Source organism: Clostridium sediminicola, assembly GCF_050402865.1.
Lineage (GTDB): Bacteria > Bacillota > Clostridia > Clostridiales > Clostridiaceae > Clostridium_AF > Clostridium_AF sediminicola.
Genome location: NZ_BAABMF010000001.1, coordinates 96,283 through 116,197 on the forward strand (window position 1 = coordinate 96,283; position 19,915 = coordinate 116,197).

Annotated in this window: 20 protein-coding genes; 11 read left to right on the forward strand and 9 right to left on the reverse strand. The window is 28.4% G+C overall.

Features of this window, described 5'->3' with window-relative positions; translation table 11 throughout:
* Nucleotides 1–101: 101 nt before the first annotated feature.
* Entirely contained in the window at nucleotides 102–833 is a 732-nt protein-coding gene (locus ACQ3F0_RS00435; protein ID WP_428863013.1) for a lysophospholipid acyltransferase family protein, read from the reverse strand.
* A gap of 174 nt (nucleotides 834–1,007) precedes the next feature.
* Between ACQ3F0_RS00435 and ACQ3F0_RS00440 the strand changes: the two genes are divergently transcribed.
* The 5 genes from ACQ3F0_RS00440 (at nucleotide 1,008) to ACQ3F0_RS00460 (ending at nucleotide 5,697) form a co-directional block, all read left to right on the forward strand.
* Nucleotides 1,008–1,934, forward strand: a complete 927-nt coding sequence (locus ACQ3F0_RS00440; protein WP_428863014.1) for an alpha/beta fold hydrolase — start codon at nucleotides 1,008–1,010, stop codon at nucleotides 1,932–1,934.
* 153 nt (nucleotides 1,935–2,087) lie between these two features.
* Nucleotides 2,088–3,473: a peptidoglycan DD-metalloendopeptidase family protein gene (locus ACQ3F0_RS00445; protein ID WP_428863015.1), complete on the forward strand. Its 1,386-nt coding sequence runs from the start codon at nucleotides 2,088–2,090 to the stop codon at nucleotides 3,471–3,473.
* Between the two features lie 106 nt (nucleotides 3,474–3,579).
* The gene (locus ACQ3F0_RS00450) at nucleotides 3,580–4,296 is read left to right on the forward strand and encodes a DUF2161 family putative PD-(D/E)XK-type phosphodiesterase (RefSeq protein ID WP_428863016.1); all 717 of its coding nucleotides are present in this window, start codon (nucleotides 3,580–3,582) and stop codon (nucleotides 4,294–4,296) included.
* Between the two features lie 116 nt (nucleotides 4,297–4,412).
* Nucleotides 4,413–5,291: a DegV family protein gene (locus ACQ3F0_RS00455; RefSeq protein ID WP_428863017.1), complete on the forward strand. Its 879-nt coding sequence runs from the start codon at nucleotides 4,413–4,415 to the stop codon at nucleotides 5,289–5,291.
* Between the two features lie 154 nt (nucleotides 5,292–5,445).
* The gene (locus ACQ3F0_RS00460; protein WP_428863018.1) at nucleotides 5,446–5,697 is read left to right on the forward strand and encodes a hypothetical protein; all 252 of its coding nucleotides are present in this window, start codon (nucleotides 5,446–5,448) and stop codon (nucleotides 5,695–5,697) included.
* Nucleotides 5,698–5,718: 21 nt separating this feature from the next.
* On the opposite strand, the gene ACQ3F0_RS00465 is transcribed toward ACQ3F0_RS00460, so the two are convergent.
* Nucleotides 5,719–7,281 carry an FAD-dependent oxidoreductase gene (locus ACQ3F0_RS00465; RefSeq protein WP_428863019.1) on the reverse strand — a complete coding sequence of 521 codons (1,563 nt, stop codon included), beginning with the start codon at nucleotides 7,279–7,281 and terminating at the stop codon, nucleotides 5,719–5,721.
* A 145-nt stretch (nucleotides 7,282–7,426) separates the two neighbouring features.
* Between ACQ3F0_RS00465 and ACQ3F0_RS00470 the strand changes: the two genes are divergently transcribed.
* A complete protein-coding gene (locus ACQ3F0_RS00470) occupies nucleotides 7,427–8,395 on the forward strand; it encodes a tocopherol cyclase family protein (protein ID WP_428863020.1) in 969 nt (322 codons plus the stop codon).
* A 52-nt stretch (nucleotides 8,396–8,447) separates the two neighbouring features.
* On the opposite strand, the gene ACQ3F0_RS00475 is transcribed toward ACQ3F0_RS00470, so the two are convergent.
* The 4 genes from ACQ3F0_RS00475 to ACQ3F0_RS00490 form a co-directional block, all read right to left on the reverse strand.
* A complete protein-coding gene (locus tag ACQ3F0_RS00475; protein ID WP_428863021.1) occupies nucleotides 8,448–9,146 on the reverse strand; it encodes a Crp/Fnr family transcriptional regulator in 699 nt (232 codons plus the stop codon).
* Nucleotides 9,147–9,326: 180 nt separating this feature from the next.
* Nucleotides 9,327–10,073: a pyruvate formate-lyase-activating protein gene (pflA, locus tag ACQ3F0_RS00480; protein WP_428863022.1), complete on the reverse strand. Its 747-nt coding sequence runs from the start codon at nucleotides 10,071–10,073 to the stop codon at nucleotides 9,327–9,329.
* A gap of 146 nt (nucleotides 10,074–10,219) precedes the next feature.
* Nucleotides 10,220–12,469, reverse strand: a complete 2,250-nt coding sequence (gene pflB, locus ACQ3F0_RS00485) for a formate C-acetyltransferase (protein WP_428863023.1) — start codon at nucleotides 12,467–12,469, stop codon at nucleotides 10,220–10,222.
* Nucleotides 12,470–12,641: 172 nt separating this feature from the next.
* Nucleotides 12,642–14,282 carry a DEAD/DEAH box helicase gene (locus ACQ3F0_RS00490; protein ID WP_428863024.1) on the reverse strand — a complete coding sequence of 547 codons (1,641 nt, stop codon included), beginning with the start codon at nucleotides 14,280–14,282 and terminating at the stop codon, nucleotides 12,642–12,644.
* Nucleotides 14,283–14,497: 215 nt separating this feature from the next.
* Here ACQ3F0_RS00490 and ACQ3F0_RS00495 point away from each other — a divergent pair, with 215 nt between their 5' ends.
* From ACQ3F0_RS00495 to ACQ3F0_RS00505, 3 genes are all read left to right on the forward strand, one after another.
* The gene (locus tag ACQ3F0_RS00495) at nucleotides 14,498–15,034 is read left to right on the forward strand and encodes a chromate transporter (protein ID WP_428863025.1); all 537 of its coding nucleotides are present in this window, start codon (nucleotides 14,498–14,500) and stop codon (nucleotides 15,032–15,034) included.
* A gap of 1 nt (nucleotide 15,035) precedes the next feature.
* Nucleotides 15,036–15,599 carry a chromate transporter gene (locus ACQ3F0_RS00500; protein WP_428863026.1) on the forward strand — a complete coding sequence of 188 codons (564 nt, stop codon included), beginning with the start codon at nucleotides 15,036–15,038 and terminating at the stop codon, nucleotides 15,597–15,599.
* A gap of 214 nt (nucleotides 15,600–15,813) precedes the next feature.
* Nucleotides 15,814–16,539 (forward strand): class I SAM-dependent methyltransferase, encoded by a 726-nt coding sequence (locus tag ACQ3F0_RS00505; RefSeq protein ID WP_428863027.1) that lies wholly within the window; start codon nucleotides 15,814–15,816, stop codon nucleotides 16,537–16,539.
* Between the two features lie 38 nt (nucleotides 16,540–16,577).
* On the opposite strand, the gene ACQ3F0_RS00510 is transcribed toward ACQ3F0_RS00505, so the two are convergent.
* Together ACQ3F0_RS00510 and ACQ3F0_RS00515 are read right to left on the reverse strand one after the other, a co-directional pair.
* Nucleotides 16,578–17,129: a restriction endonuclease gene (locus ACQ3F0_RS00510; protein WP_428863028.1), complete on the reverse strand. Its 552-nt coding sequence runs from the start codon at nucleotides 17,127–17,129 to the stop codon at nucleotides 16,578–16,580.
* A gap of 2 nt (nucleotides 17,130–17,131) precedes the next feature.
* Nucleotides 17,132–17,674 (reverse strand): restriction endonuclease, encoded by a 543-nt coding sequence (locus ACQ3F0_RS00515; protein WP_428863030.1) that lies wholly within the window; start codon nucleotides 17,672–17,674, stop codon nucleotides 17,132–17,134.
* A gap of 171 nt (nucleotides 17,675–17,845) precedes the next feature.
* Here ACQ3F0_RS00515 and ACQ3F0_RS00520 point away from each other — a divergent pair, with 171 nt between their 5' ends.
* Nucleotides 17,846–18,061: a (2Fe-2S)-binding protein gene (locus ACQ3F0_RS00520; RefSeq protein ID WP_428863031.1), complete on the forward strand. Its 216-nt coding sequence runs from the start codon at nucleotides 17,846–17,848 to the stop codon at nucleotides 18,059–18,061.
* A gap of 457 nt (nucleotides 18,062–18,518) precedes the next feature.
* Nucleotides 18,519–18,653, forward strand: coding sequence for a hypothetical protein (locus ACQ3F0_RS00525; protein ID WP_428863033.1), 135 nt, complete (start codon nucleotides 18,519–18,521; stop codon nucleotides 18,651–18,653).
* Between the two features lie 155 nt (nucleotides 18,654–18,808).
* Here ACQ3F0_RS00525 and ACQ3F0_RS00530 read toward each other — a convergent pair whose 3' ends face one another.
* Nucleotides 18,809–19,888, reverse strand: a complete 1,080-nt coding sequence (locus tag ACQ3F0_RS00530) for an endospore germination permease (RefSeq protein WP_428863035.1) — start codon at nucleotides 19,886–19,888, stop codon at nucleotides 18,809–18,811.
* Between the last annotated feature and the right edge of the window lie 27 nt (nucleotides 19,889–19,915).

Sequence of the window (19,915 nt, forward strand, 5' to 3'; positions counted from 1 at the left end):
AAATGTGTTTGAAAATTTAGAACTTCTTCGCAATTTATAATTATTATATAGTATAAAAAAAGATGTTGTCACAAAACAATTTTAGTGACAGCATCTTTTTATTATTTTTGCTTCAAAAGAACAAGTTCTTTCAATCCATTTTCAATTATTTCTTGTGTTGTAGCACTTAAATTCTTTTTTTCTTCTTTACTTAATTTATCGGTATAGATAGGTTTATGAACTATCATTGAGATTGCATTTCCTCGTACTTTATTACCTACCTCTAAAACTTTATATCCACCGTCCACAGTAATAGGAACAATAGGAACATTAGCTTTTATTGCTAATTTCATACTACCTTTTTTGAAATCTGCCATTTGGGATTTTAAACTTCTCGTACCTTCTGGAAAAATTATCATAGAATAACCTTTTTTTAAATTTTCTATTCCAGAATTTATAGCTTTTACTCCTTCGCGAATATTATGTCTATCAATAAAAACAGATTGCATGATAGTTAGCCAATATCTAACTAGAGGAATTTTTTTTATTTCTTTTTTTGCTATAAAACCTGATTTTTTACCTAAATTCGCATATAAGATAAACCCGTCAAATATAGCTTGGTGATTTGAAACAAAAACACAAGGTCCATCGGGAATGTTTTCAAGTCCAGACACAGTAGAACTTGTCTTAGAAATCTTAAGAATAGATTTAGCCATATTCTTAGCTTTATTGAAAACATAATCTTCTGCAGCGTCATTAGATTTTTTTTGCAGAACAAACATTTTTATCTTTGCACTCACGGTATTAAATAAAAGAAAGAATGCAAAATAAGTATACCATAGTAATTTTATCATGTAGTATCTCCTTTTTTATAGTCTAATCTTACATTATTATAATATATTATTAAAAAAAATCAAAATATGGTTTTCTGTATTAAAGCCTCTTAAGAATGTGATATAATGATATTAATACCGTTCTGTTAGCAGGATAGAAGATTTTAAGGATTTTATAATCAAGGGGGTCAAAAATTGATAGAACAAAGATATAGAATAGATGGAATAGATAAACACTCTATTTTTGTTGTTTCATGGAAACCAGATAAAGAAGAAGTCAAAGGAATAGTTCAAATAGTTCATGGTATGGCAGAACACTGTCTAAGATATAAAGCTTTTGCTGAGTTTTTAAGTTCCAAAGGGTATGCTGTATATGCCCATGATCATAGAGGGCATGGATTAAGTATTTCTGATAAAGAAAATATAGGATATTTTGATGATAAAGAAGGATTTAATAAAGTTGTAGAAGAGACACATATGGTTACGGAATTTATTAAAACGAAAGAAATGGACAAGCGTATTCTAATATTTGGTCACAGTATGGGTTCTTTTATTACACGAAAATATATTCAAATATATGATAATGATATCGTAGCTGCGATAATTAGTGGTACAGGAAATTCGAAAGGTTTAGTTGGCGAAATTGGAAAATTAATTGCTAAAATTATTTGTAAAGTAAAAGGTGATAAATATCAAAGTAAATTATTAAATGATATGAGCTTTGGTTCATTTAATAAGCAATTTAATCCAGCAAGAACTGATATGGATTGGTTATCAAGAGATAATGATCAAGTAGATAAGTATATTAATGATGATGTCTGTGGTTTTTTGTGTTCCGCTAAATTTTATACTGATTTATTAACAGGTATATCAATGGTGTCAAATAAATCAAACATCAAAAAAACAAGAGATGATTTACCTATATTGTTTATCTCAGGAGGAAAAGATCCGGTGGGATATAATGGTAAAGGAGTAAGGAAAGTATATGATAAGTATTATTGTTCAGGTCTTGATGCACAAATAAAATTATTTGAAGATGCTCGACATGAAATTTTAAATGAAACAAATAAAGAAGAAGTTTATGATTTTGTATATAATTGGTTAGAAAAGAAATTTAAATAAGTTATTATTATGAATTCTAGATAGATTAGTTGTAAATATATTAAAAACAAACTCTGAAATCCTTTTACTGAAAAAGAATAGATGTTATAATAAATTTTGTGGCGCAGATAATGTAAGTATTTGCAGTAAGAAAGGATTAGAGGAGGATCTGTTTTGACAAAAAAGCTTAAAGAATTAATCGAAAAAAACAAAAAAGCTTCACTTGTTTCTTTAGCAGGTGTACTAGTAATAATAAGCATAATTGTATATGGTAATTCTATTGCATATGCAGTAAATATTGATGGCAAAGTTATTGGAATAGTTAAAAACAAAAATGAAGTGATAAATATACAAAAGGAAATACAAGATACATATAAGCAAGAGTTACATAAAGATATCAAATTATCTCAGGAAATTACATTTGAGAAGGTTTATAAGTTTGGTAAGAAGTTAAAAACTCCAGTAGAGATAAAACAGGTACTTGAGAATAATTTAGATGTTAACGTAGATGGTTATGCGATTGTAGCAGACGACAAAGAAATAGTTATTGTAGATAATAAGGAATCAGCTGACAATATTTTGACTGAATTAAAAAATCAGTATGTTGATGAAGAAAACACTGAAGCAAATGAAAATTCAGATAAAGAAACTGAAGAAGCACCAGTAAAGGAAGTATCTTTATTAGAAAAAGTTGAGGTTATAAAAAAATATGTAAATACTGATTTGATAACAAGTGCGGATGAAGCTCTTCAATTAATAACGGTAGGAACTGACGAAATAGAAGAGTATGAAATTAAAAAAGGTGATGTAGTTTCAGTCATAGCAGAAAATTACAATATAAAAACTACTGACATAAAAAAAGCAAACCCTGAAATGAATATAGACAAAATACAAATTGGCCAAATAATTAGTCTCACTGTTCCTAAACCTTTTATTAATGTTAAAACAGTAGAAGAAGCTAAATATGTTGAGAAGATTTCTTATGAAACTGAATATCAAGAGTCAAGTAACGTCTATAAAGGAGAAACAAAGATACAAGTTAAAGGGGTAAATGGAAGTAAAAATGTTGAAGCTGAAATTGTAAAAATAAATGGAATAGAGAATGAAAGGGTTATATTGCAAGAGGAGATAATTCAAGAACCAGTAACACAGGTTGTGTTAAAAGGCACAAAAGAGAGGCCAAAGACTTTAGCTTATGGATCTTTTAAAAGACCTAGTAGTGGTTATATTACATCAAAATTTGGACGTAGGTGGGGAAGAATGCATAATGGTGTAGACTTCGGGGTGCCTACAGGAACTCCTAATAAAGCTGCTGATGGTGGTAAAGTCATCTATTCGGGATGGAAAGGTGGATACGGATACTTAGTAATTATTGATCACGAAAACGGATATAAAACATATTATGGACATAATAGTATATTAAAAGTTAAAGTTGGTGAAAGGGTATATAGAGGACAGACTATAGCATTATCTGGAAACACAGGTAATTCAACAGGACCACATTTACATTTTGAAATAAGAAAAAATGGTTCTCCAGTAAATCCTTTAAAATACATATAAAAAAGATATCATCTGATAATAAATCAGATGATTTTTTTGACAAAGTGTTAAAATCATTAATATTTATAAAAAATGTCCATACAAATTTTAGAAGGAAAAGTTGAATATGAAAAAGGATTTATACGAAGAAGAACTATATGAACCTATTAAAGATTATTTAAGCCAAGGTGGCTTTGAGGTAAAAGGAGAAGTTAAAAATTGTGATATAACAGCTATTTTAAGTGATATTGTTTTAGTGGTAGAGATGAAGACTACATTAAATCTTGATGTAATATTGCAGGCAGCACAACGTCAAAGGATAGCTGATATAGTTTATATTGCTGTGCCCAGGAAGAGTAAAGTAATGCGTACAAAGCGATGGAAGAATATTTGCCATTTGTTAAGAAGACTAGAAATAGGACTGCTTTTGGTTTCTTTTAGTGGAAAAAAGCCGTTGGTACAAGAGGCATTGAAGCCTGAAGTATTCAGTAGAGAAATGAGTAAAAGACTTTCTAATAAAAAAAGAAAAGAAGTTTTAGAAGAGTTTCATTCAAGAAATGGTGACTATAATAGAGGAGGAGTAACAAGAAAAAAACTTGTTACTGCCTATAGAGAAAAAGCAATATTTATTGCGGTATTATTAAAAGATAATGGAGCACTAACTATTAAGAAACTCAAAGAATTTGGTAGTGATGTAAATAAAACATCAAGTATTTTGCAAAATAATCATTACGGCTGGTTCGAAAGAGTATCAAGAGGTGAATATAGAATTAGTGAAAAGGGAAGGACAGAGCTGAAAAATTTTAATAAAGTTATTGAGTCTATAATAGTTAAAAAAGAATAATTGATAAATTTATTGTAAATATTTATTTATATTATTATGAATTTTAATATTAATTAAAAATTTATGATAGTATAATAATATACATTAATATATATATAAATGAGAGGAGGTCAAATATGAGTACTATTTTACTAATTGATTCTTGCAGCGATTTACCACTTACATACGTAGAAGAGAATAAAAATATCATTGATATCATTGGGATGCCTATTGAAATAGATGATGATGAATTTATTGATGATTTTGGGAAATCATATTCACATAAAGATTATTTCAATAAATTGAGAGATGGAAAAATGCCATCAACTGGTCTTATAAATATTTATAGATTTACTAAAAAATTTACTGAACAATATAAAAAAGGTAATAGTGTGATATATTTAGGATTTTCTGCAAATTTGAGTGGAACATTTAATAATGCTTTGTTAGCAAAAGAAGAAGTTAAATCTGAGTTCCCTGAAGCTGATATAGAAATTATAGATACAGCCGCTGCATCTATAGGGGAGGGCGTTTTAGTAGTACAAGCTATTGAAATGCTTAAAGATGGGAAATCTAAGGAAGATATAATCAAGTGGGTTGAGACTAATAAATACAAAGCAAATCATTGGTTTGCCGTTGACGATTTACATTTTCTAAAAAATGGAGGTAGAGTATCATCTACTTCTGCAACTGTAGGTACTTTGCTTAATGTAAAACCAATCCTTACAGTAGACAAAAAGGGAGTGTTAAAATCTTATTCAAACGTTAGAGGACGAAAGAAAGCAATAAAATTTCTAGTTGGTAAATTTGAAGAGCATGTAATAGATTGTGAAAAAACAACATTAATTATTGGGCATGGAGATTGTGAAGAAGATGCATTAAAAATAAAAGAGATGATTACTAAAGAGTTTAATTTGAAAAATATTATTGTATCACAATTATCAGCAACAATTGCTTCACATGTTGGACCCAATATGATTGCTTTAGCTTTTCTTGGTCAAGAAAGAGAAAGTTAATTTTTACTAAGAGTTAGTTCTTATTTAAAGTTATATTTATTTTTAGGAATTTGTAACTTATGTTACGGAGATAATTTTTTTTATAGTCTATAATTATAAATTGCAGGGATTAATTTATTTATTATTTTAAACAAAAGATAATGGAGGTAGAAATATGTCAGTATCTCATGAAGGTTGTTCAGGAAGTTTTGATAATGGAAAGCAAGTTGTAGATAAAATAAGGACTATGGGATTTGCAAAGCAATCAATGCCTAAATCATTACAAATAGAATGTGATGATTGTGGAACGGAATTCAAAATGGAGAAATTTGAAGGCAAGTGCCCAGAATGTGGAATGATATTTGGAGTAACTCCGTGTTCAGCATCCAGTGCGGCAAATGTAAAAGCAGCAGGGAAAGACTACTAAAGTAATAAAATACACTCAAATTTAAAATAAATTTGGGTGTATTTTATTTAAGGGTTCTTTAAACTTATTTAAAGGATACATTGCAGGTCCTTCTATAACTGTTCCGTCAAATGAGAATCTAGAACCATGGCAGGGGCAATCCCATGTTTTTTCAGCTTCATTCCATTTTAACTCACATCCAAGATGGGTACATGTTATATCTACTAAATGAAGTTTATTATTATTATCTCGATAGGCACCATATTTTTTACCTTCTATTTTAACTACTTTAGCCTGATTTGCTTTTATCTTATCTTTATTTTCTGTTTTTTGTAATTTTCCAGAAAAGAATTGTAAAGCTGAATCAAAATTTTCTACGAAGAAACTTACTGTGGAGGCTCTAGGAGTAAATCTTGATGGATTAAATACATCTTGCCATGGAGATTTTCCATTGATAATAAGATCTTTTAACAATATTCCAGCGGCAGTTCCATTTGTCATACCCCATTTTCCAAATCCTGTTGCAACATAGATATCTTTTGATTTATTTGTTAAATGGCCAATATAAGGTATACCATCAGGAGTAATATAATCTTGAGTTGACCATCTAAATTTAATTTTATCTATATCAAAATTATATTTGGTAAATTCAATAAGATTTTGGTAGTGGGATATAAAATCATTTCCATGAGCGGTTTTGTGATTTTCTCCTCCAACTAATACTAAATTCTCATTCTTAGATTCATAAAATCGTACTGAACGTCTTGGTTCCTCAGCATTTATAAACATTCCACTAGTAATGGGAGGCTTGATGCTTGAAGCTACTATATATGATCTTTCTGGTTTCAATCTACTAAAGTAAAGCCCAAAGCCATCGTAACAGGGAAAATGAGAAGCAATAATTACCTTAGAAGCTCTTACTTTAGCTCCATTTCTGGATATTAGTATGCATTTATCGTTATCTTTTAAGATATTTATAATGGTAGTGTCTTCATATATTCTACCTTTGTTATTTATTATTAAATCGCCAAGAGTTAGTAGATACTTTCTTGGATGGAATTCTGCAGCATTTTTACAACATAGGGCACATTTCACAGCGAAGGGGAGAGGAGTAGTTGTTAAAAAATCTGATTCAAAACCTAAAGTTGAGGCTATTTTACTTTCTTTTTCAATCTTTTCTATGTAGCTTTCATCTTGAGTATAAATATAAGATGGAAGTTTCTTTAAATCACACTGGATATTATTTTTTTTTATTGTATCAATAATGAAATCCAACCCATTTTGATTTGCAATTGCATATTGTTTAGCCATAGCTAAGTTTATGTTGTCTTGGATTTTAGAATAAATTATATTATGCTGAGGTGTTATTTTAGCTGTTGTATGAGCAGATGTGCCTTTGGCGATTTTATTTGCCTCAAATAAGGCAATATCCACTCCAGATTTGCTTAATTCAAAAGCAGAGGTAAGTCCGGCAATTCCTCCACCAATTATTGCGACATCAATACTAATGTCTTCTTCTAAAGAAGGGTAATTAGTATTATTAGTAGATTTTATCCAAAAAGATTCATTCAAACCTTCAAGTGTCTTATCAGGAACCATATCCATATAATATCTCCTTTTACTATTAATTTAATCACATATAGTCTTTCAGCTATATATACTGTTGAATTTAGTTTGAGTGATAATGGAATAATTATTCACTTTAGTAAGATATTAATATTGACTAAATTATTTAAAAATGGAGGGTATTATGTTTAAAAAAATAAATCCAGATGTATTTCATAGCTCTTTTAAAGGAAATGAATTCTTTGAGGGTTGGTATTTTAAAATAGTATCAAAGGATAGAAAGATTGTATTAGCAATAATACCTGGAATTTCACGTGCAGAAAAAGAAGAAGATAGCCATAGCTTTATACAGTTGTTAAGTGGTGTTAAAACAGAATATAGCTATATTAAATATGATTTAAAAGAATTTACCTATACAAAAAATAAATTTGATATATGTGTTGATAAAAATCTATTCTCTTTAAAAGGCATAAATATAAATATTAATAATAGAAATAAAATTATTAAAGGGAAGCTTACATTTAATGAAATAAAAAAATGGCCTGATTCAGTTTTGAATCCAGGAAGTATGGGTTTCTATAATCATCTTAACTTTATGGAGTGTTATAGTCAGGTATGTGCTTTAGATGGAAAAATTGAAGGAAATTTAGCTGTTGATGGAGAAGAATATAATTTTAATGGTGGGAATGTTTATATTGAGAAGAATTGGGGGAGAGCGTTTCCAGAATCATGGATTTGGATTCAAACTAATTCTTTTAAACAAAGAAATGCCGCGTTTACCTGTTCTACAGGCAAAGTACCTTTTTTTGCTGGGAGTTTTAAAGGCTTTTTAGTTGCACTTTTGATAGATAACAAGTTTTATAAATTTACTACAATCAATAGAAGTAAGATGAAAATTGAGTTATTAGGAAATGATATGAAATTATCCTTTAAAAGAAAAAACCTTTTGCTTACTGTTATTACTAAAACGGAAAAAGAAAAATTTATGCTATGCTATGGCCCTAAAGATGGCAAAATGATACCATTAGTGAAGGAGAGTCTTTGTGGTGAGGTCAAAATTGAATTAATAAATGAGAAAAAACAAGAACTGATTTTTAGAGATACGGGATATTGTAGTGGTATTGAGTATGGAGGCGAGTATTCTCACCACTGAAGGATGGAATTTATAAATTCCAAAATAATAAAAAAAGACCATAAAGGCCTTTTTATGTTAAGTTTTTAAGCTTATCCATATCTTTTATTAAAATTTGTTTGTTATTTCTTATTTCAATTAATCCTTCATCGTGCATTACACGAAGTCTTCTGGTGATAGTTTCTCTTGTAATCCCAGCATAACTTCCCATTTCTTCTCTATTAAGCGTACTATTAATTATTATACCATCTTCAGTTTTCACACCAAAATCTTTTATTAGGCTGATTAGTAGACCGGCCACTTTGGCAGATACATCATTAGTACTGAGTCTGTCTACTAAACTTTCAACTTTGTTTATTCTGTCGTAAGCCTCTTCAAGAATTTTTAGCATTATTTTTGGATTTTCTACTAAAATTGCATCGAAATCTTTTTTGTCTAAACTACAAATTGTTGTATCTTCCAATGCTTCAGCACTGAAATCAAATTCGTTTTCTTTAAGAAGGTTAAATGCACCTATAAAACTAAAGTCAGAAGGAGAGAGGATATATAAAATTTGTTCTTTTCCATCACCTGTATATCTAAAAACTTTAACTTTTCCACTACAAACTATATATAATTTTCTGGCTTTATCTCCTTGAGAAAAGATTCTTTCGCCTTTTTTATAATTTGTCTTAATAGTACCAGCAGATACTTTTGATAATTGCTCATGTTTAAGGTTTGATAACAATGGCACTTGGCGCATGCAGAAATCAACATTTTGTATTTTGCACATTGTATTTGCATTACAACATTTTTTGATTTAAATCACCTACTTTAACTATAATTGTTACATTGAATAAACCACAAAAGTAATATCATTTGCTCTTGTGGTTTATATTAATATAATTATATACTGAATATAAGATTAATGAAAGTATTTAATGGAAAGTAGGAATTTAAATTTTATATCGAATTAAACTACTTTTTTATTATATTTATTTACAAAAATCTTACTTTCAATAATAACCTGTAATTCGTTATTTTTATCTTTATCCATAGGTTCAATGCCTTCTAGTCTATAAGGAATATCCATTTTTCTATATTTTTGAATACCTAAAGTATGATAGGGAAGAAGTTCTACTTTTTGGACATTTGATACGTTAGTGTTTACAAAATCAGCAATTTTTAAAATCTCACTTTTAGAATCTGTAAGACCAGGTACAACTACATGTCTAATCCATACAGGAACATTAGATTCTTTTAAAGAATTTAAAAATATATTTAAATCAGTTGTATCTCTTCCAGTTAAACTTTTATAGCCTTCACTAGAATATTGTTTAACATCTAAAAGTACCAAGTCAGTGTATTTTAAAATTTCTTTATAGTTACCTTTTCCAAAACCTGAGGTATCTAGAGTAGTATGGATATTATTCTTCTTACATAATTTTAAACATTCTAAAAGAAATTCAGGTTGCATCAATGGGTCACCGCCAGAAAAGGTAACACCTCCGCCAGATTTTAAAAAATATGGTTTAAATCTAAGTATTTTCGCAATTAACTCTTCAGAAGTTATTTCTTCGCCGCCTTTGGTAGACCACGTGTCAGGATTATGACAATATGAACATCTTAAGTTACAACCTTGAAAAAATACTACAGTTCTAATACCAGGACCGTCTACAAGTCCCATACTTTCTATTGAATGAATTCTACCTTTTTTCATAAAATCAACCTTTATAAATCACCACTAGTGATTTAATCCTTTCTTTTATTAGTTCAAACATTTAGCAATTAAAATCTATACAAGTCCATAAATTAATAACATTGTATATTCTGGACTTGTATAAATTTAGATTTTAAAGTTTATCTTTAAATATTAGTATGGAAAGTTCTGTTTATAACATCTAATTGTTGTTCACGAGTTAATCTATTGAAGTTTACAGCGTAACCTGAAACTCTTATTGTTAGACTAGGGTATTTATCTGGATTTTCCATAGCATCCATTAAAGTCTCTCTATCAAGTACATTAACATTTAAGTGGAAAGCACTTTGACCAAAGTATCCATCAAAAATTGATACTAGATTGTTTACTCTAGTTTCCATGTCTTTTCCAAGTGCAGCAGGAGTTATAGAAAAAGTATTTGAAACTCCATCTTGACATATTTTTCTGTATGGTAATTTAGAAACTGAGTTTAGTGAAGCTAGAGCTCCATTTTTATCTCTACCATGCATTGGGTTTGCACCAGGAGCAAGCGGTTCACCAGCTTTTCTTCCATCAGGAGTAGAACCAGTCTTTTTACCATATACAACGTTTGAAGTAATAGTTAATACTGATAGTGTATGTTGAGCATTTCTGTAAGTAGGAGTTTTCTTAAGTTCGCTACTAAATTTATCAACTAACTCTACAGCAATATCATCAACTCTGTCATCATCATTTCCGTATTTAGGGAAGTCACCTTCAATTTCAAAATCTACAGCTATTCCATCTTCGTTTCTTATAGGCTTAACTTTAGCGTATTTAATTGCGCTTAAAGCATCTGCTGCAACAGAAAGACCAGCTATACCAAATGCCATATATCTATGAACAAAAGTATCGTGTAAACCCATTTGTCCTGCTTCATATGCATACTTATCATGCATATAATGAATAGTATTCATTGTGTTTACATATAATTCTGCAATATAGTCCATTACTTTCCAGTAACTTTCTTTTACTTTGTTATAATCTAAAATTTCATCTTTCATTGGAGCTATTCCTGGAACAACTTCTATTAAATTTCCTTTTTTATCTTTTTTCTTTTCATCATTTCCTTCATTTATTGCAAATAAAAGAGCTTTTGCAAGGTTTGTTCTTGCTCCAAAGAATTGCATTGATTTACCAATTTCTAATGCGGATACACAACAAGCTATACCGTAATCATCTCCATAAATTGGACGCATTATATCATCATTTTCATATTGAATTGAGTCAGTTTTTATAGACATTTCAGCACAATATTTTTTGAAGTTTTCTGGTAATTTTTCAGACCAAAGAACAGTCATATTTGGTTCTGGTGCTGGATTTAGATTTGTCAAAGTATGAAGGAATCTATAAGCTGTTTTTGTAACAAGAGTTTTACCGTTAATTCCCATACCACCTATAGCTTCAGTTATCCAGTTTGGATCACCAGCGAATAATTCATTATATTCTGGTGTTCTCAAATGCCTAGCTAATCTAAGTTTTATAACTAATTGGTCAATAATTTCTTGTGCTTCAACTTCAGTTATAACACCATTTCTTAAATCTCTTTCGATATAAACATCAATAAATGCTGTATTTCTACCAATTGACATTGCAGCACCATTGTTTTCTTTTATAGCTGATAGATAACCGAAGTATAAGTATTGAACAGCCTCTGTAGCATTTGAAGCTGGGTTTGAAATATCAATTCCATATGAAGCAGCCATTTCTTTTATTTCTTTTAATGCTCTAATTTGTTCTGAAATTTCTTCTCTTGCTCTCATCATTTCTTCAGTAGTTAAGCCGACAAGAAGGTGTTTCTGGTCATATTTTTTCATTTCTATAAGATAGTCCATACCATAAAGTGCTATTCTTCTATAATCACCTATAATTCTGCCTCTACCATATGCATCAGGAAGCCCAGTTAATAATCCAACTGTTCTAGCTTTTCTTGTTTCATCAGTGTAAGCATCAAAAACTCCTTCATTATGAGTTTTTCTATACATTTTGAAATATTTTTTTATTTCAGGGTTTAATTCATAACCATATGCCTCTAAAGATTGTTCAACCATTCTGTATCCACCATAAGGATTTACTATTCTTTTTAGTGGAGCATCAGTTTGTAAACCAAAGATTGTTTCATTCTCTTTATCAATATATCCTGGTTCGAAATTGTTGATTCCAGCTACTTTATTTACTTCAACATCTATAATGCCTTCTTTAGCTTCTTTAACTATAAGTTTATCCATCTGATCCCATACTTTTTTTGTTTTTTCAGATGGGCCTTCTAAAAAGTCAGCACTACCTTCATAAGGTGTGTAGTTCTTTTGTATAAAATTTCTTACATCAATTGTTTCTTGCCATTTTCCCGTATTAAAACCATTCCATTGATTTTTCATAATATCCAACTCCTAAGTCTAATTTTTTCTATATATATTTTGAAGTTTGTAATAAAACTAAAATAATAATATTTATTTTCATGCTTATTATAGAATGAAAAGTAGTGTAATAATGTGATTCAAATCACATTAAGAAAATTAATTAATAAAAAAAACCCGTTGACCGGGTTTTTTACCTATTTCTTCTAGCTTTTGCTTTTTCAAAGAATACTTTTTTTCCTTTAATTGTTTCTTTATTCATTGTTTGTAAAACTTTGTTTTCAAATTTGCTAGGTACTTCAACAAATGAGAATTTATCATACAAATCAATATTACCAATTGCATTACCTGGAATATTACATTCTCCAGCAATAGCACCAACGATGTCACCAGGCTTAATATTTTGGTTTTTACCAATATTTATATGGAATCTTGTCATATCCTTATCTTCGCCACGACTATATGAACTTCTAGCATTTCTTGGACTTCTAGAATATCTATCTCTTGAATTGCTTTGACGTTTTTTGTATGAAAAATCAACATCTTCACTTTCTTCAAGATTAAGGTTAGGTTTCATTAAAGCAGCAGCAACATTATGAATAGGATAACCTTCTTCAATAAGTTTTTCAATGATAGGGGTATATTCCTGTAGTGCTTCACTATCAATAATTTTTTTGATCTCATTTATATATGATTCGATTTTGATAGTATTTACTTTTTCTGCGTTAGGAATAGATCTCTTTTCGATTTTTTTCTTAATATAGTATTCTATATTAGATAATCTTCTTCCTTCGATTTCAGATACTAATGTAAAGGAACGTCCGCTTTTACCAGCTCTTCCAGTACGACCAACTCTATGAACATAGTATTCTTCATTTTCAGGAACATCATGATTGAAAACTATATCCACTTCACTGATATCAAGCCCTCTAGCTGCAACATCAGTTGCTACTAATATGTCGATTTTACCAGTGTTAAATTTATTAAGTACTGCTAATCTAGTAGATTGAACAATATCGCCATGGATTCTATCGCATCTAAGGCCTATTTCTTTTAACTGTTGAGCCACTCTATCAACTCTTAGTTTTGTATTACAGAAAATCAAAGCTCTTTTTGGATTATATACATTAATTAATCTTTCTAGTGCTTCTAACTTATACTTTTCTCTTACCTCAAAATAAACTTGTTCAATAGAAGCGTTAGTCACTTCTTTTTTTGTAACTTTTATTAACTTTGGTGAGTTTTGATATTTGTGTGTAATATCAAGAATACTTTTTGGCATTGTAGCAGAGAATAAAATAGTCTGTCTTTCATTATGAGATTTTTCAAGAATAGATTCAATATCTTCTCTAAATCCCATATTTAACATTTCATCAGCTTCATCTAAAATCATATAGTTTAGATTATTTAGTTTAATAGTTCCACGGTTAATATGATCGATGACTCTCCCAGGTGTACCAATAACTATTTGAACACCTTTTTTTAATGCCATAATTTGATTTCTTATAGATTCGCCACCATAAACAGGTAAGCAACGGAGATTTCTTAGATGTTTACCTAATTTATCAAATTCTTTTGAAACTTGAACAGCCAATTCTCTAGTAGGACATAACACTAGAGCTTGCATATTTTTATTTGAAGAATCTATTTTTTCTAGAATTGGAATAGCAAAAGCAGCAGTTTTTCCAGTACCAGTGTGTGATTGACCGATAATATCTTTACCTTCTAATACTAACGGTATAGCTTGAGCTTGGATTGGAGTTGCTTCTGTAAAACCCATTTCCTCAATAGCTAATTTTATTTTCTCAGAAATATTTAGTTCGTTAAAATTCATTAAATTACCATCCTATTAATAATATTTGTTTATATCTATTTCATACAACTATACTATTATAAGTTTAAATGAGAATAAATACAAGGGAAAGCTTAAATATAAAAGTAAAATAGTAATATTTATTGTCAAAAATACTTTGATTTTTCAAATTGGTAAAGAATAAAGTAAAATGATATAATTTGAATAACTTATGTATATTAATTTTAGGAGGATTTATGAAAACTTTATGGGAGTTGTTTTGGGCATTTTTTAGAATTGGATTATTTACTTTTGGCGGAGGGTATGCAATGTTGCCTCTAATTCAAAAAGAAGTTGTAGAAGTAAAAGGGTGGGCTAAAGATGAAGAAGTTTTGGATTTTTATGCCATTGGTCAATCTACACCTGGAATTATAGCAATTAACACTGCTACTTTTGTAGGTTATAAAGTAAAAAAATTGAAAGGGGCAATGGCTGCAACAATTGGGATGGTTATACCATCTTTGATAATTATAATGGTAATTGCAACTTTTTTTACTCGTTTTCAAGAGTATGAAGTAGTACAAAATGCTTTTATGGGGATTAGGGCAGCAGTATGTGCAATACTTGTTAACTCTATCTATAAAATGGGTAAGAAAGCTATTGTTGACAAAATCGGTATTTTAATAGCAGTTGTAGCTTTTATTTTTATTTCATTTATAAATATTTCACCAATATTTATTGTAATTGGAACTGCTATATGTGGTATTTTATTAAGATATAGGAGAGAAAAATAATATGATTTACATAAAATTATTTGTTACATTTTTTAAAATTGGATTATTTTCAATAGGTGGGGGACTTGCTACGATTCCTTTATTACAGGAGGCGATTTCAACAAACAATTGGATGAGTCAACAGCAATTTATAGATATGATTGCAATTTCACAATCAACTCCAGGACCAATAGGAGTAAATATGTCATCTTATGTTGGTTTTACAATAGGAAATGGAGTGGGAGCAATAGTTGCAACATTAGGTATTATAACACCATCAATAATTATTATTGTTATAATTGCACATTATTTTTCAAAGTTTAATGAAGAACCAATTGTTAAGGCAGCCTTTTATGGACTACGACCTGCAGTAACGGGATTAATAGCAGCTGCAGGGTTTCAAATTGCTAAGGTGTCAATATTTAACTATGATAAATTTAGAATTACTGGTGAAATATTAGATTTTTTTGAATTTAAGTCATTAATATTGTTTTTTGGTATTTTATTTGTTGCTAATAAATGGAAAAAACATCCTGTATTTTATATATTTGTTGCAGCAATAATAGGAATAGTTATTTATAGTTAAGGTTAAACCACAAAAAGTAAGTTGAACTAAAATCCACCACAATATCTACCACAGATTGATGCATTCTGACGCTATATATTGCAGATTGAACATTTCTGACAATTCATATTGTGGTCAAAGTTCAACTAAATTACTTTTTGTGGAATAACCATAGTTAAGAGTTTAAATAATAATAGTTAAAACAATGCAAAAATAACATTAAGAGGTGATAAAGTTGAAATTTTATGATCAACTAGCAAAAGATTCAATTTATGATGTGATTTTTCCAGCAGGAGAATATCAATGTAGATTTTTACAAAAGTACCTTCCACAAAACATAAGAATATTAGATGTTGCAATGGGTACAGGGAACTATGCTGTAGAATTATTAAAAAAAGGTTATAATGTTGAAGGTCTTGAAATAGATAAAAACATGTTTGAACTAGCCAAAGAAAAAATAAATAAAAATGGTTTTGAAAACAGTATATACAATATGAATATGCTTAATATAAGTAAAATAAATAAAAGATATGGAGCTATTTATTGTATCGGAAATTCTATTGTACATTTAACTGATATTGATGAAATTTATGAATTTACAAAAGATGTGTATAATACTCTGGGAGAAAAAGGCGTTTTTATAGTTCAGACAGTAAATTATGACAGAATATTAAAGTTTGATGTGAAAAATTTACCTACTATTGTACGAGATGAGTATGGAATAAAGTTTATAAGAAAATATAGTTTAAAAGAAAATAAAATAATATTTACAGGAGAAATTATCTCAAAAGATAATGAACCTTCTATAAGTAAGGTAGAATTATATCCACTTCAGTCAGTAGAATTTACTAACTGTCTTTATAAGGCAGGATTCACTTCAGTAGAGATATTCGGTTCTTTTAAAGAAGACTCATTTAATGAAAACTCAATGGCTATGGTCATTGTAGCAAAAAAACAATAAAAGAAAACATAAGAGTTTATGACATATCGTCAAAACTCTTATGTTTGTTGTAGGATATTAGTATTTTCAATTGTAGTTTTGTTATGTAAATCAGATAGGTTTATAAATTCGATTTTATATTCAGAGGGAAGAGTTTGAATAAAATTCTTTGATGATTTTGATAGTTTAGATGGAGATATTAATATAATATTATTAACACATTCTACTACCATAAGTCCTAAAGCATTTCTTAAATCATCAACTGATACAGATTTTTGTGAATTTTTGTAACAGTAAACTAAATAATTAAGGTTATTTTTAGAACATACTAGATACTGACTTTTATATTTGTTCTTAAAATTTGAGTATCCTTGTCTTTCTAGAGAATTTAAACACCATAGTTTAAATTCTTCTATTGAAAAATCTTGTATAAATTTATTACTATAATCTTTTTTTTGGAATTCTTTTATTTCATTGGAGTTAGCATTATATTTTTTAATTAACTTGTAAGTTTTAATAATAAGTTTAATTGAAAGAAGAACTAATATTACAAAAAGAATATAATTCAAAATTTGAAATAAGCCATCCAAAAACATATTTACAATATTCATAGTTATTCACATCCTTTTTTCCAACATAGTTTTGTAAGATTGATTCCATCAATTAGAATTATTCTAAATTGATCCCGCACATCTTTCACGAGAGCCTTAGCATCTGAAGAAACATTACCATTGGTAATCAAAACTCCTCGCTTAACATTATCATGAGCTAATGCTCCAATAAATTTATGGACATAATTAGTGTCTATCGAAATATCTTCTTCTTCATATTCATAATCCAAGTCAAATTTTTTTATACTTACGTAAGTTTCATTATTATAAGAATTGGTAAATACATATGAAATCAAATCGGGATTATTAGAATAAGGCTTGTTGGTATTGTTGTGAAAATATCTTTCTAATATTTTCAAACAATAGTTATTAAAAGCTTCGTAAGATAAATTTGATAAGAAATTTAACGAAACTATGCCTAAATTTAATTTTGTTTCTGAATACTGTGAATTTATTCCATCTAAAATGCTAGGTAATATCTTTTCTAGTACTTTAAATGCAAGAAGTAAACATAGTAACACTATTGTTATATGTAAAGAAGCCATTTTTACACCTCACTTTATAAGTATTGATTTTTTATAAGTATTGACTTTATGATAATAAATATACAAAATACTAGAAATAAAAAAATAAATCTTATTTACTAATAATGTTTATTTGTATTTGGAGTTGTTATATAATAAAAGTGCAAAATTAAAACAATGGGAGAAGATATTATGAATGAATTTAAAATTGAAATTATGGATAAAATCACAAAAACATGTACTTGTAAGTCTATTACCAGGGCAACGATAAAAAAAGCCATCAACAATGGTGCAACAACTGTTGAAGAAGTGGAAAAAACAACTGGAGCAGGATCAGGATCATGCAAAGGAAAGAATTGTTCAGCAAAAATTCAAGAGATTATAGATGAATCAAAGAAAGAAGAGTAATTTACTTTTTAAAATACAGTGATTTAAATCGTTGAACGCACTAATTATAAATTGCGAACAAGTTCGAAATTTATAGTGACAAGTTACAAGTGATAAGTGACAAGTTCATGATACCTTTCGTAAACGAAAGCTTTTAATTAAATGAAAGATAAAAAAAATTCCTTTTGCGCAGCAAAAGCTCATTATTCCATCATCTATGGGTCGGCTTAAGAGTTAGTTCTACTTTTCTTTCAAAAATATGCACGTCTCAGGCATTTTTTGAAAGAAATTAGTAGAAGTTATTCTTTAACTTGTCACTTGTAACTTATCACTTGTCACTGATTTATTTCGTCTTTTATTTCAATTAAGATTCTTTATATCACAAGTATAGTATATAAACCTTTTTTTAACAGAAACTATATATTGTAGCTAAAACAGTGGTAAATGGACTGTGTAATGAGTTAGAAGGAGGATTATTATGAGTAAAAAAAACAAAAAATCCCTATGGGATAAAGTATTAGAGCAGATAATTCCAGATTATAATGAATTATCTGAGGAAGATAAGCAACGGTCAACTCCAATAGTAACAAATTATTATTATAAGAAACATTGAATTTAGTAAAGATATTCTAAAATAACTAATTACAATTACATTAAACCACAAAAATAAATTTAGACTGAATTATTTTTGTGGTTTAGTTTTAGAACATATTTTTGTTTTTTTATAAAGAGTTTGATATTAGAAATGTAGAAACGCTTCAAATTTTACTATTTAATTCTACGAAATTTATAATTTATGTAGTATATAGTAAATACAATGCAGGGTATTATAAAGAAATTAACAAGGTATATCCAAGGAAGTATTTGAATAAATTCAAAAAGAATCATATTGTTTCTAGATATAAAAAATGTAATAATATATAAAACTGCAGTAATAATATAAAGAATGTTTTTATTATGGTAATTAAAATATTTAACTAAAATCATTATCGAAAAACTAACAATAAGGTATTTGATTAGCCATCCTCCTACTATTTGTAATAATACAAAAAATTCTCCACTTTCTAAAAAATGAAACATACTAACTAGTTGTGTTTGAATTATTTTTGGATATAAAATATCAACAGACCTATTTGGACCAAATGTAGTTATTAACCCATGCATAGATACAATTTCCATTTGAATAACTATCAGTAGAGCAATTATAATATTTTTTTTTAGTAAATATTTATCTTCAACATAATCTAAAAATGGAAATGTTATAAATATTGTACTATAGAGTGCAAGGGCTTTTATAACTGATAAAATGAAGTTTTTATCTATTCCATTAGCCATTATTGGATAAATATATTTAAAATCTTTATATTTAATTGTTAAAAACGCTAGATTGATTCCTGCAATAAAAATAAAAGTTAATCCTACAATACAAGTGATAATTAAAGCATTCATATTCTTTTTTATTGCAAATAAAGTTGTCAAAAAGAAGAATAATAAATTATACCAAACGGGAGTATTAATTAGGAGGTGATTTTTTACTGAACTACCTTCTACTGACGAACATTCAATAAGCGCTATAAATAAGGTTATTATATAAAAAACTATAAATATAAACCCAATTTTATTACCTAAGGCTCCTTTATAAATTTTTATTAGATTAAAATTATTTGTTTTTAAACATATTTCTACTAGGTATAGAAAATACAGAAAAAAGAAAATTGATGCTACTGCTACAGCAATCCAAGCATCTCTTCCACTTAACATCACAATTAAATTTGGATAAGTTTTTAGTGATACTATAGAAGTACCAAAAATTAGAAACATAAAATGCTTTGAGTTAATATTTTGCAAGAAATCACCTCAATTAGAAAATATTCA

What these genes read in the sequence shown, in the direction of transcription:
- ACQ3F0_RS00495 (WP_428863025.1), top strand. Translation starts at nt 14,498, where the DNA reads ATGAAAACTTTATGGGAGTTGTTTTGGGCATTTTTTAGAATTGGATTA.
- ACQ3F0_RS00460 (WP_428863018.1), top strand. Translation starts at nt 5,446, where the DNA reads ATGTCAGTATCTCATGAAGGTTGTTCAGGAAGTTTTGATAATGGAAAG.
- ACQ3F0_RS00515 (WP_428863030.1), bottom strand. Translation starts at nt 17,674, where the DNA reads ATGGCTTCTTTACATATAACAATAGTGTTACTATGTTTACTTCTTGCA.
- ACQ3F0_RS00520 (WP_428863031.1), top strand. Translation starts at nt 17,846, where the DNA reads ATGAATGAATTTAAAATTGAAATTATGGATAAAATCACAAAAACATGT.
- ACQ3F0_RS00470 (WP_428863020.1), top strand. Translation starts at nt 7,427, where the DNA reads ATGTTTAAAAAAATAAATCCAGATGTATTTCATAGCTCTTTTAAAGGA.
- ACQ3F0_RS00475 (WP_428863021.1), bottom strand. Translation starts at nt 9,146, where the DNA reads ATGTGCAAAATACAAAATGTTGATTTCTGCATGCGCCAAGTGCCATTG.
- ACQ3F0_RS00435 (WP_428863013.1), bottom strand. Translation starts at nt 833, where the DNA reads ATGATAAAATTACTATGGTATACTTATTTTGCATTCTTTCTTTTATTT.
- ACQ3F0_RS00525 (WP_428863033.1), top strand. Translation starts at nt 18,519, where the DNA reads ATGAGTAAAAAAAACAAAAAATCCCTATGGGATAAAGTATTAGAGCAG.
- ACQ3F0_RS00450 (WP_428863016.1), top strand. Translation starts at nt 3,580, where the DNA reads ATGAAAAAGGATTTATACGAAGAAGAACTATATGAACCTATTAAAGAT.
- pflA (WP_428863022.1), bottom strand. Translation starts at nt 10,073, where the DNA reads ATGAAAAAAGGTAGAATTCATTCAATAGAAAGTATGGGACTTGTAGAC.
- ACQ3F0_RS00510 (WP_428863028.1), bottom strand. Translation starts at nt 17,129, where the DNA reads ATGAATATTGTAAATATGTTTTTGGATGGCTTATTTCAAATTTTGAAT.
- pflB (WP_428863023.1), bottom strand. Translation starts at nt 12,469, where the DNA reads ATGAAAAATCAATGGAATGGTTTTAATACGGGAAAATGGCAAGAAACA.
- ACQ3F0_RS00500 (WP_428863026.1), top strand. Translation starts at nt 15,036, where the DNA reads ATGATTTACATAAAATTATTTGTTACATTTTTTAAAATTGGATTATTT.
- ACQ3F0_RS00465 (WP_428863019.1), bottom strand. Translation starts at nt 7,281, where the DNA reads ATGGATATGGTTCCTGATAAGACACTTGAAGGTTTGAATGAATCTTTT.
- ACQ3F0_RS00490 (WP_428863024.1), bottom strand. Translation starts at nt 14,282, where the DNA reads ATGAATTTTAACGAACTAAATATTTCTGAGAAAATAAAATTAGCTATT.
- ACQ3F0_RS00455 (WP_428863017.1), top strand. Translation starts at nt 4,413, where the DNA reads ATGAGTACTATTTTACTAATTGATTCTTGCAGCGATTTACCACTTACA.